Source organism: Streptomyces sp. NPDC059567 (assembly GCF_042735655.1).
Lineage (GTDB): Bacteria > Actinomycetota > Actinomycetes > Streptomycetales > Streptomycetaceae > Streptomyces.
The window spans coordinates 79,156-89,997 of the sequence record NZ_JBHWBS010000014.1 but is presented as its reverse complement, the minus strand read 5'-3'; the positions used below and the strand labels follow the sequence as shown (position 1 = coordinate 89,997).

The window sequence follows — 10,842 nt, the reverse complement described above, 5'->3', positions numbered from 1 at the left end:
CGCCGCCGGCGCGGCGGGGCGGCCCGGCGGCCCCCCGTGGGGCCCCCGGCCCCGCGTGCTACGGCTTCACGCCTCTACTCCTCGCCCGCCAGCTTCAGCGTCCGCAGCTTCTGGCCCGCGTACCAGGTCGCGAGGACCGTCACGCCGATCAGCAGCACCACCGCCGTCGTCAGGCTGACGTCCGAGGTGACCAGGCCCTCGCCGCTCACCTTCTGGGCGACCGCGAGCGCCCACTGCTGCACGCTGAGGGTCTTCGCCCCGGAGATCAGCGAGCCGAACAGGGCCTCCCAGACCAGCGCGTAGACCAGCCCGATGACCACCGCGTGGCGGCTGACCGTGCCGAGCAGCAGGAAGAGCGCGCTGTACGCGATGGAGGCGACCAGCGCCGCGACGGTGTACGCCACCGCCACCTGCTGGCCGTTGCCGTTGAGGATCATGCCGGCGATGAAGGTCGGCACCGCGGAGAAGACCATCGTCACCGCGATCGCGACGATCAGCTTGGTGAAGATGATCGAGGGCCGCTTCACCGGCTTGGACAGCAGATAGACGATCGAACCGTCGTCGATCTCCGGGCCGATCGCGCCCGTTCCCGCGATGACGCCGATCAGCGGCACCATCGTGGCGAGCGCGAAACCGCCGAGGACGTCGGCCGCGACCTGGTCGTCGGCGCCGTTGAACGCCCGTACCGCGGCGGCGATCACGAGCAGGAGGGCGGGCAGCGCGAAGAGGATCAGCGCCCGCCGGCGGCCGAGCAGGGCCCGGTAGGTGAGCCGGGCGACTGTGGGGTTGTACATCGGTCAGGCTCCTTTCAGGCCGCTACGAGGTACGAGAAGACCGATTCGAGGGACTCGTCCGAGGGCGAGACCGTCAGCAGCCGGATCCCCTGCTCCCGGGCGACCCGGGGCAGCAGCTCCGTGAAACGACCGAAGTCCACCGCCTGGATGCGCAGGGCGCCTTCGGCGAGATCGACCTCGATGCCGGCCGTGGACGGGTCGGCGATGAGCGCGGCCGCGAGCGCCCGGTCGTCGCTGGACCGTACGAGATAGCGGTGCGGCCGGTCCGTCATCAGCCGGCGGATCTTGCGGAAGTCGCCGGAGGCGGCATGACGTCCGGCGACGATCACCTCGATGTGCGAGGCGAGCTGCTCGACCTCCTCCAGGATGTGCGAGGAGAAGAGCACCGTGCGGCCCGCGGAGCCCATGCGGCGCAGCAGGTCCATCAACTGCATCCGCTGGCGCGGGTCCATGCCGTTGAACGGCTCGTCGAGCAGGAGCACGGACGGGTCGTGGACGAGGGCGGACGCCATCTTCACGCGCTGCCGCATGCCCTTGCTGTACGTGGCGATCTTGCGGTCCTGCGCGTACTCCATCTCGACGGTGGCGAGCGCGCGCTGGGCCTCCTTGTCCCCGAGGCCGTGCAACTCCGCGTTGGCGACGACGAACTCGCGTCCGGTGAGGAAGTCGTACATCGCTTCCCGCTCGGGCACGACGCCGATCTGCCGGTAGACCGACTCGTTGCGCCAGATCGCCTCGCCGTCGAGGGTGACGGCGCCCGTGGAGGGCTCCAGGAAGCCGCCCATCATGTTGATGAGAGTGGACTTCCCGGCGCCGTTGGGGCCGAGGAGACCGGTGACGCCCGGGCCGATGGTCATGGTGACGTCGTTGACGGCCACGACATTGCCGAACCACCGCGAGGCGTGGTCGATGTTGAGCGTTGTCACAGCCCGACCTTTCGGTAGCGGCGCATCAGGACTCCGTACGAGCCGGCGATGAGCGCGAGGACGACCAGCAGGTACACCACGCCGACTCCGGCGCCCGGTCCCACTCCTTCCCCTCCGGGGAAGTTGGTGGTGGCTCCGAGGAAGGCGGTCTGCACGCCGTCGATGAGCGTGATCGGCGAGAACAGGCCCATCCACTTGATGGCGTCGCCGTTGTCCGTGCCGTAGGCGATGCCCTGGAGCGTGGAGACCGCGCCGAAGGAGATCACCAGCGTCGCGATGACGGCGGCGACACCGAAGCCGCGTCGCGGGGTGAGCGCGGCCATGACCAGGCCGATTCCGCCGAACAGCAGCGACAGCAGCATCACGGAGACCAGCCCCTGGCCGAAGCCCTTGGCCTGGTCGGCGAAGTCCAGCTTCGCCAGCAGCGCCCCGACGAAGAGGATCACCAGCGGCGCGGCGGTGAGGACGAAGAGCGCGGACGCCATCGCGCCGAACTTGGCGAGGACGTAGTCCATCCGCTCGATCGGGCGCGAGAAGTACAGCGGGACCGTCCTGAACCGCAGGTCGCGTGAGACGGACTGGGGTGCCTGGGCGGCCAGGTAGATGCAGATCACGAGCTGGAGGTAGATCGCGTAGCCCGTGTAGTCGAGCGGCAGCTTGTTCGCCTTGGTGACGACCGTCACCGCCACCATGATCAGCGCGGGAACGCACATCACGGCGAAGAGGATCATCGGCAGCACCTTGGACTTGGCGCTGCGGCCCAGTCCGTACGCTCCGCGCAGCGACTGCGAGAACAGCGACCGGCGTGCGTACGCGCGACCGAGGCGCGGCCCGTCGTAGTTGCGGTAGCCGATGTTGTGGATCTGTGTGGTCTCGGGGGCCTGGGAGCTCATCGCGCCGGCACCTCCTCCTGCTGCTGGGCGTCGGGGCGGAAGACCTCGGCGATGTGGTGCCGCCGCTGCTCCATCCGTACGAGTCCGAGGCCGAGGTCGGCGACGGTGTCGCGGACGAGGTCGTACGTGTCCTCGCCCTCGGCCTCCACGAGGAGGATGTGGCCGGCGCCGGGCAGCCCGTCCTCGACACCCTCGTGGAGGGTGACGCCCGCGGCGGCGAGCGCGGCGCGCACGGCCTGGGCACCGTCGGGGTGGGTGTCGGAGTCGGTGACCTCGACCGCGAGGGTCGTGGTGATCTGCGTGAAGTCGCTGGTGGAGCTGGAGCGCAGCAACTTTCCGCCGTCGATGACGACGACGTGGTCGCAGGTGCGCTCGAGCTCGCCGAGGAGGTGGGAGGTGACGAGCACCGAGATGCCGAAGTCCGTCCAGATCCTCCGGATCAGGCCGAGCATCTCGTCGCGGCCCACCGGGTCGAGGCCGTTGGTGGGCTCGTCGAGGAGGACCAGCTGCGGGTCGTGGACCAGCGCCTGGGCCAGCTTCACCCGCTGCTTCATACCGGTCGAGTAGCCGCCGATGGGGCGGTACCGCTCCTCGTACAGGCCGACATGGCGCAGGGTGTCGGCCGTCCGCTCACGGGCGGCGGTGGCGGGCAGGCCCGACATCCGCGCCATGTGGACGACGAGCTCGGTCGCCGAGACGTCCGGCGGGAGGCAGTCGTGCTCGGGCATGTATCCCACGCGCTCACGGATCTGGGCGCCGGAGGTGGCGACGTCCAGGCCGAGCACTTCGGCGCGGCCTTCCGTTGCTGGGGACAGTCCGAGCAGGATTTTGATCATCGTGGACTTACCGGCTCCGTTGGCACCCACCAGTCCGGTCACACCGGGCCCGATGTCCAGGGAGAGCCGGTCGAGAGCGGTCACCCGGGGGAACCGCTTGCTGAGGCTTTCGGTGGCGATCACAGTCACGCCATAGACGGTAGTGGCGTACACCACAGCAGTCGTCAGCCCAACGGCTCGTTCCTTGTCCGACTCCAGGTGTACGGACCCGTAGGGGAGTCGAGACCAAAGTCGCTCGCCGCCCGCCCGCGCCGAGTTTTCCACAGGCGTCCTGCACACCTCTTGACGCAGCCTCTGAGCATTGTCACATTCATCAGTGTCAAGTTACGACCGCGTAGCGCACGCATACGCTCACGGACGGGCGGGTGGCATGACCTCAGCAGTGACAAGCGAACTGACCGCGGAGCTGCGGGGGTTCAGGGAAGTGCAGCGCCTCTCCTACGAGTGCGCGGAAGCCGTCGCGGCCCAGCTCAAGCCGGGGGTGACCGAGCGCGAGGCCGCGAAGATGCAGCGGGACTGGCTGTACGAGCGGGGTGTGCGGGACTGGTTCCACCGGCCCTTCGCCTGGTTCGGCGACCGTACGGCGTTCGTCGACTTCAAGATCCCGCTCCAGTTCTTCCCCACGAACCGCCGTCTCGAGGCCGGGATGCCGTTCATCCTCGACATGGCCCCGGTGTACAAGGGCTACACCTCGGACATCGGGTACTCCGGCTGCCTCGGACTCAACCCGCTGCACGACAAGCTGCTCGCCGATCTGAAGGCGCACCGCGAGCTGATCCTGAGCGAGGTGCGCGAGCGCCGCTCCCTGCGCGAGATCTACGAGAACGTGGACCGGCTCATGGTCCGCCAGGGGTATGCCAACCGGCACCGCGCGTATCCCTTCGGCGTGATCGCGCACAAGATCGACCGGGTGCGGGAGCGCCGCTGGTCGCCCACGCTCTTCGGCTTCGGCACCCAGTCGCTCAAGGGGCTCGCGAGCGACGCGATCCACGGCCACCGCGACGGCTGGTCGCCGCTCTGGTCGCCGTACAAGTTCTCCGACCATCCGCCCCGGCCGGGGCTGTGGGCGGTCGAGCCGCACCTCGGCTTCCGGGGTACGGGCGCGAAGTTCGAGGAGATCCTGGTCGTCACCGACTCCAAGGACCCCGAGCAGAGCGCGTTCTGGCTGGACGACGATCTGCCGCACGTGCGGCGCTGGAACGAGAGGGACGTGTGATGGCCGGGCTGAAGGGGGCGCGTGAGCGCTGGGTCCGTACGGGCGGGATCGAGCTGTGCGTCGCCGAACTGGGCGACGAGAGCCGGCCGACCGTGCTGCTCGTGCACGGCTATCCGGACTCCAAGGAGGTCTGGTCGGAGGTCGCGCACCGGCTCTCCGAGCGGTTCCACGTGGTGCTGTACGACATCCGCGGCCACGGCCGGTCCACTGCGCCCGCCCCGCTGCGCGGCGGGTTCACCCTGGAGAAGCTGACGGACGACTTCCTGGCCGTCGCCGACGCGGTCAGCCCGGACCGGCCCGTCCACCTGGTGGGGCACGACTGGGGCTCGGTGCAGTCCTGGGAGTTCGTGACCGTCCGGCGCACCGAGGGCCGGATCGCCTCCTTCACCTCGATGTCGGGCCCGTCGCTGGACCACTTCGGACACTGGATCAAGCAGCGGATGTCCCGGCCCACCCCGCGCAGGGTCGGCCAGCTCCTCGGCCAGGGCGCCAAGTCCTGGTACGTGTACATGCTCCACACCCCCGTCCTGCCCGAGCTCGCCTGGCGCGGACCGCTCGGCAAGCGGTGGCCGAAGCTGCTGGAGCGGGTCGAGAAGGTTCCGGCGGGCGACTATCCGACGCCCTCTCTGCCCAATGACGCGGCGCACGGAGCCTGGCTCTACCGGGACAACGTCCGGGCGCGGCTGAGCCGTCCACGCGCCGACGCCTACGCGCATGCGCCGGTCCAGCTGATCACTCCGACCGGCGACGCCTTCCTGTCGGAGCGGCTCTACGACGACCTCGCCACCTGGGTGCCGGATCTGACCCGGCGCTCCCTGCCGGGCAAGCACTGGATCCCCCGCACCCGGCCCGACCAGCTGGCGTCGTGGATCGGCGAATTCGTCCGGGCGAACGAGGATCCGTCCACCAAGGCCCCGAAGACCGCCGCGGAGAGCCCGGCGGACCCGGTGTACGCCGAGCGGTTCGGCGGCCGGCTGGTCCTGGTGACCGGCGCCGCCAGCGGAATCGGCCGAGCCACCGCCTTCGCCTTCGCCGAGGCGGGCGCGCGGGTCGTCGCCGTCGACCGGGACGGCGAGGGCGCGGCGCGCACGGCGGAGATGTCACGGCTGATCGGAGCGCCCGAGGCCTGGGGCGAGATCGTCGACGTCAGCGACGAGCAGGCCATGGAGAAGCTCGCCGCGAAGGTGGCGAGCGAGTACGGAATCGTCGACGTCCTGGTCAACAACGCCGGCATCGGCCTCTCCGGATCGTTCTTCGAGACGACCACGGAGGAGTGGAAGAAGGTCCTCGACGTCAATCTCTGGGGCGTCATCCACGGCTGCCGGATCTTCGGCGGGCAGATGGCCGAGCGCGGCCAGGGCGGGCACATCGTCAACACCGCCTCCGCCGCGGCCTTCCAGCCCTCCCGCGCCCTGCCCGCGTACAGCACCTCCAAGGCGGCGGTGCTGATGCTGAGCGAGTGCCTGCGCGCCGAACTGGCCGGCCAGGGCATCGGGGTCTCGGCGATCTGCCCCGGCATCGTGAACACCAACATCACCGCGACGGCCCGGTTCGCAGGAGCCGGCGAGGAGGAGCAGAAGCGCCGCCAGAAGGAGGCCTCCCGCCTCTACGGCCTGCGCAACTACCCGCCGGAGAAGGTCGCGGACGCGATCCTGCGGGCGGTCGTGCGCAACCAGGCCGTCGTCCCCGTCACCCCGGAGGCACGCGGCGCCCATTTCATGTCCCGGTTCGCCCCCAGGGCGCTGCGAGCGATAGCCCGGCTGGAGCCGCCGGCCTGAGCCGGCGGTCGTACCATCCCTCGTAGCCGGAGCAAGCGGGTGGGAGCGGGTTTGTCGGAGCAGTCAGCACAGGCGGGGCAGCCCGGGCCGTCGGGCCAGGCCGGGCCGTCGGGGCCCTCGGGCCAGGCCGGGCTGCCGTCCGGGGGCGGCCGGCCGGCCCCGGCGGAGTACCGGATCGAGGATCTGGCCCACCACAGCGGTGCCACGGTCCGGACGATACGCGCCTACCAGGACCGCGGTCTGCTGCCCCGGCCGGAGCGCCGGGGCAGGTCCAATGTGTACGGGGACACGCATCTGGCCCGGCTGCGGCAGATCGCCGATCTCCTGGACCGCGGCTACACCCTGGCCTCCATCAAGGAGCTGCTGGAGGCGTGGGACGCGGGGCGCGGGCTGGGCGGCGTGCTGGGTCTGGTCGCCGAGGTCGACGGTCCGTGGACGGACGAGAAGGCCGACCGGATCTCCCGCGGGGACCTCGACGCCACGTTCGGCGGCAAGCCCGACGAGGACGCGATCCGGGAGGCGATCGAGCTCGGGGTCCTGGAGCGGGTCCCGGACCGGGACGACGAGTTCCTGGTTCCGAGCCCCCAAGAGCTGGCGGTGGCAGCCGAGTTGTACGAGGCGGGCGTCCCGCTCACGGCAATCTCCGGCCATCTGCGGGAGCTTCGCGTCCAGGTCGAGCACATCGCCTCGCGCTTCCTGGAGTTCACCACCGAGCACGTCTTCGCGCGTTATCTGGAGCACCGGCCCCCGACGGACGCAGACGCGGCCGAGGCGGCGACGATGGTGCGCCGGCTCCGGCCGCTCGCCCAGCAGACGGTCGACGCCGAACTCGCGCGCGCGATGCGGCTGTTCGCCACGCGGCATCTGCAGCACCACCTGTCGGCCGATCCGCCGCCGGTGCGGGACGAGGAACCGCGTCCGGTGGCGCTGCCGGCGGGGACGATCCGGTCCGTTCAGCGGCTCGTTGGCGCGGAGAACGTTTCGGCCTTCATAGCGGCGGCAGCGGAACGCGAGGTGCAGACAAGGACATTGGATGCACTTGCCGCAAATCCCTTGAGTGAGGGGTGAATAGCCCAATCACGCTGGAAAGGAAGGTCTGTTGTCCACAGAATCGCCAACTCCCCTGTGGATAACTCTACTTGGCTGTGGATCAAACATCCGTGCTGCAATTCAATGGTCCGCCGAGCGGCCCTCCGGCATCCTGACGCCATGAACAGATCCAGCGGAGGACCCCACGACCGATCCGGTGACGAGCGACGCACCGTGAAAGTGTCGAAGTACCTCTCGAAACACCTGCGCCATCAGCCCGAGCGGATCGGACTGGTCCTCGACGCGAACGGCTGGACCGAGATCGACGCCCTCCTGCGGGCAGCGGCCGAGCACGGCTTCCCGATCAGCCGCGCCGAGCTGGACCATGTCGTCGCCGCCAACGACAAGAAGCGCTTCGCGATCGAAGGCACGCGGATCCGGGCCAGCCAGGGCCACACCGTCACCGTGGACCTGGACCTTCCGCCCGCCGAACCGCCCGCGTACCTCTACCACGGTACGGTCGCCTCCCACCTGGACGCCATCCGGGCCGAGGGCCTGCGGCCGATGGCCCGTCACCATGTCCATCTCTCCTTCGACCGCGAGACCGCGACCCGGGTCGGCGCTCGGCGTGGCCGCCCGGTGATCCTCAGCGTGGACTCCGGCGCGATGCACCGGGCCGGGTACGTCTTCCACGTCAGCGCCAACGGGGTCTGGCTGACCGACGCCGTCCCGCCGAAGTTCCTCCGCTTCCCCGGCTGAGATCTCGGCCTCACGGCCGAGGCGTTCGCAAGGGCGCTGGGGCATGATCGTTCCCATGGGACACCCGCATCTGCCCACCACCGAGTCGGCCGTGGCGGCGATCCGTGAGATCGCCCGCGAGTACGGCCTGGAGATGACCGTCACCGACGACATCGGTGCGGACGAGATCTCCCGCCGCACCTCCGCCGGTGCCTTCACCGTCCTCGATCCGGACGGTTCCCTCCCGCACGAGGCCTTCGTCGAGCTCGGCGGCTCGCCCGCGGTCAGCGTCCAGCTCTTCGCCGAGGACGACGCGAAGATCACCGTCGACGGCGTGGAGTTCGAGGACGTCCCCCGCGACTCCGTCCCCGCCTTCCTGCGCTCCGTCCACGGCGGGCTCGCCCATGTGAAGGGCAAGTTCTTCCCGCCGGGCTGGTGGCTGGTCGTCCCCCTGCCCGGCGACGAGACGTACAAGGAGCTCGTCCTGCAGGGCATGCTCAGCCCGTGGATGAGCCGTCAGGCCCGCTGAACCCCGCGCGGGCGGCCGGTTCGGTCGCGCTCAGCCCAACTGGGCGACGGCCTCGGTGGCGATCTTCTCGAAGACGGCCTGGTCGGCGGCGAAGTCGGAGTCGGGGATCGGCCAGTGGATCACGATCTCGGTGAAGCCGAGGTCCCGGTGGGTGCCCGCGAAGTCCACGAAGGCGTCCACGGACTCCAGCGGGCGGCTCCGGTCCGGGGTGAACCCGGTGAGCAGCACCTTGTCCAACTCGGCCACGTCCCGGCCGATCTCCGCGCACGCCTTGCCGAGCTTCTCGACCTGGCCGCGAATGGCCTCGACCGACTGCTCCGGCGTGCCCTCCTCGTACAGCTTCGGATCCCCGGTCGTCACCCACGCCTGCCCGTGGCGCGCGGCGAGCTTCAGCCCGCGCGGCCCGGTCGCGGCGACGGCGAACGGCAGCCGCGGGCGCTGCACACAACCGGGGATGTTCCGGGCCTCCTCGGCCGAGTAGAACGTGCCCCGCTGCGAGACGGCCCCCTCGGTGAGCAGCCGGTCGAGCAGTGGCAGGAACTCGCCGAACCGGTCCGCCCGCTCCTTGGGCGACCAGGCCTCCTGGCCGAGCGCGGTGGCGTCGAAACCGTTGCCGCCCGCGCCGATGCCGAGCGTGATCCGGCCGCCCGAGATGTCGTCCAGGGAGATCAGCTCCTTGGCGAGCGTCACCGGGTGCCGGAAGTTCGGCGACGTCACCAGGGTTCCCAGACGCAGCCGCTCGGTGGCCGTAGCGGCCGCCGTGAGCGTCGGCAGGGCACCGAACCAGGGCCCGTCGCGGAAGGTCCGCCAGGACAGGTGGTCATAGGTGTACGCAGCATGAAAGCCCAGCTCCTCGGCTCGCTGCCAACGGTCACGGCCACCCTCGTGCCAGCGATGGACGGGAAGGATCACAGTGCTCAGGCGCAAGGTCATACCCACGAGCGTACGACCGCCCCGCCGCCCCCTCCCACCACACCGGGACGGACATCGGAAGATCCCCAGCGCCGCCGGAACGCCTCGGCTCCACCCGGCAGCCGGGGACCGGCCACCGCAGCCCCAGGACACGCCGAACCAAGCGCAGGGCCGTGGCCGAGGTCTTCGAGCGCGACGAGAGCCGACGGAAACAGCCCTCTCAGATGTGCGCCCCCTCGCACGCCCGTGCACGTGGTGCGGAAGAATGGATCGGTGACCTCACCCCACTCCCCGCGCCCCGCCGCCCCGGCCCCCCGGCTGATCGCCACCGACCTCGACGGCACCCTGTTGCGTGACGACAAGTCCCTCTCGGAGCGGACGGTCGCGGCGCTCGCCGCCGCCGAGCGGGCCGGAATCGAGGTCTTCTTCGTCACCGGGCGGCCCGCCCGCTGGATGGACGTCGTCAGCGACCATGTCCACGGGCACGGACTCGCCATCTGCGCCAACGGCGCGGCCGTCGTCGATCTGCACGCGGGCGGCGCCTTCCTGAACGTACGGCCGCTGGAGCGGAGCGTCGCACTCGACGTCGTGACCACGCTGCGCGCCGCCGCCCCGGGCACCTCGTTCGCCGTCGAGCTCACCACCGGCATTCACTACGAGCCCCTGTACCCGCCCTTCTTCCTCGACCCGGGCGCGACCGTCGCGGTCGCCGAGAAGCTCCTCTTCGAGGAGGCGCCCGGCGCCGCGGCCCCGGTGCTCAAGCTGCTCGCCCAGCACCCGGAACTCGACCCCGACGCCTTCCTGGCGACCGCCCGCGCGGCCGCCGGCGAGCTGGCCTCGTTCACCCGCTCCAGCCCCACCGCGCTCCTGGAGGTCAGCGGCCTCGGCGTCTCCAAGGCGTCCACCCTGGCCCTCTGCTGCGCCGAGCGCGGCATCTCCGCCGACGAGGTCGTCGCCTTCGGCGACATGCCCAACGACATCGAGATGCTCAGCTGGGCCGGCCGCTCCTACGCCATGGGCAACGCCCACCCGGACGTGATCGCCGCCGCCTCCGGCCGTACCGTCGCCAACAACGAGGACGGCGTGGCCGTCGTCATCGAACGGATCCTCGCCGGCACCCTCGACGACCCCCGGGACTAGGGGGTGTCTTGTCGACAAGGCTGGAGCAGGGAGCGGGGTCTGGTGCCGTGG

11 protein-coding genes are annotated in these 10,842 nt (G+C 70.5%); 6 read left to right on the top strand and 5 right to left on the bottom strand.

The window, feature by feature from the left end; all coding sequences use genetic code 11:
- Positions 1–74: 74 nt before the first annotated feature.
- From ACFVZW_RS10060 to ACFVZW_RS10045, 4 genes are read right to left on the bottom strand one after another with little or no spacing between them, the layout of a single operon-like run.
- On the bottom strand, positions 75–794 hold the full coding sequence (locus ACFVZW_RS10060) for an ABC transporter permease (RefSeq protein ID WP_384519281.1): 720 nt from the start codon (positions 792–794) through the stop codon (positions 75–77).
- Positions 795–808: 14 nt separating this feature from the next.
- Positions 809–1,720, bottom strand: a complete 912-nt coding sequence (locus ACFVZW_RS10055; RefSeq protein ID WP_384519280.1) for an ABC transporter ATP-binding protein — start codon at positions 1,718–1,720, stop codon at positions 809–811.
- Positions 1,717–2,613 (bottom strand): ABC transporter permease subunit, encoded by an 897-nt coding sequence (locus ACFVZW_RS10050; RefSeq protein WP_384519279.1) that lies wholly within the window; start codon positions 2,611–2,613, stop codon positions 1,717–1,719. Before ACFVZW_RS10050 ends, ACFVZW_RS10055 begins: the two co-directional genes overlap by 4 nt.
- On the bottom strand, positions 2,610–3,572 hold the full coding sequence (locus ACFVZW_RS10045) for an ABC transporter ATP-binding protein (RefSeq protein WP_384519308.1): 963 nt from the start codon (positions 3,570–3,572) through the stop codon (positions 2,610–2,612). The genes ACFVZW_RS10050 and ACFVZW_RS10045 overlap by 4 nt, the downstream gene beginning before the upstream one ends.
- Positions 3,573–3,819: 247 nt before the next feature.
- Between ACFVZW_RS10045 and ACFVZW_RS10040 the strand changes: the two genes are divergently transcribed.
- The 5 genes from ACFVZW_RS10040 to ACFVZW_RS10020 all read left to right on the top strand — a co-directional run bounded on the left by ACFVZW_RS10040 (position 3,820) and on the right by ACFVZW_RS10020 (position 8,739).
- Positions 3,820–4,665, top strand: coding sequence for a M24 family metallopeptidase (locus ACFVZW_RS10040; protein WP_383549093.1), 846 nt, complete (start codon positions 3,820–3,822; stop codon positions 4,663–4,665).
- Positions 4,665–6,443, top strand: a complete 1,779-nt coding sequence (locus tag ACFVZW_RS10035) for an SDR family oxidoreductase (RefSeq protein WP_384519277.1) — start codon at positions 4,665–4,667, stop codon at positions 6,441–6,443. Before ACFVZW_RS10040 ends, ACFVZW_RS10035 begins: the two co-directional genes overlap by 1 nt.
- Before the next feature lie 132 nt (positions 6,444–6,575).
- On the top strand, positions 6,576–7,511 hold the full coding sequence (locus ACFVZW_RS10030) for a MerR family transcriptional regulator (RefSeq protein WP_384519306.1): 936 nt from the start codon (positions 6,576–6,578) through the stop codon (positions 7,509–7,511).
- 141 nt (positions 7,512–7,652) lie between these two features.
- Entirely contained in the window at positions 7,653–8,231 is a 579-nt protein-coding gene (locus ACFVZW_RS10025; protein WP_384519275.1) for an RNA 2'-phosphotransferase, read from the top strand.
- Positions 8,232–8,286: 55 nt separating this feature from the next.
- The gene (locus ACFVZW_RS10020) at positions 8,287–8,739 is read left to right on the top strand and encodes a hypothetical protein (protein ID WP_384519274.1); all 453 of its coding nucleotides are present in this window, start codon (positions 8,287–8,289) and stop codon (positions 8,737–8,739) included.
- A 30-nt stretch (positions 8,740–8,769) separates the two neighbouring features.
- On the opposite strand, the gene ACFVZW_RS10015 is transcribed toward ACFVZW_RS10020, so the two are convergent.
- Complete coding sequence (locus tag ACFVZW_RS10015; protein WP_384519272.1) at positions 8,770–9,672, bottom strand: LLM class flavin-dependent oxidoreductase; 903 nt, start codon at positions 9,670–9,672, stop codon at positions 8,770–8,772.
- A 252-nt stretch (positions 9,673–9,924) separates the two neighbouring features.
- Between ACFVZW_RS10015 and ACFVZW_RS10010 the strand changes: the two genes are divergently transcribed.
- Entirely contained in the window at positions 9,925–10,791 is an 867-nt protein-coding gene (locus ACFVZW_RS10010; protein ID WP_384519271.1) for a Cof-type HAD-IIB family hydrolase, read from the top strand.
- Positions 10,792–10,842: the final 51 nt, after the last annotated feature.

Coding starts and splice junctions, on each gene's coding strand:
- ACFVZW_RS10040 (WP_383549093.1), top strand. CDS start 3,820: ATGACCTCAGCAGTGACAAGCGAACTGACCGCGGAGCTGCGGGGGTTC.
- ACFVZW_RS10025 (WP_384519275.1), top strand. CDS start 7,653: ATGAACAGATCCAGCGGAGGACCCCACGACCGATCCGGTGACGAGCGA.
- ACFVZW_RS10015 (WP_384519272.1), bottom strand. CDS start 9,672: ATGACCTTGCGCCTGAGCACTGTGATCCTTCCCGTCCATCGCTGGCAC.
- ACFVZW_RS10050 (WP_384519279.1), bottom strand. CDS start 2,613: ATGAGCTCCCAGGCCCCCGAGACCACACAGATCCACAACATCGGCTAC.
- ACFVZW_RS10035 (WP_384519277.1), top strand. CDS start 4,665: ATGGCCGGGCTGAAGGGGGCGCGTGAGCGCTGGGTCCGTACGGGCGGG.
- ACFVZW_RS10060 (WP_384519281.1), bottom strand. CDS start 794: ATGTACAACCCCACAGTCGCCCGGCTCACCTACCGGGCCCTGCTCGGC.
- ACFVZW_RS10020 (WP_384519274.1), top strand. CDS start 8,287: ATGGGACACCCGCATCTGCCCACCACCGAGTCGGCCGTGGCGGCGATC.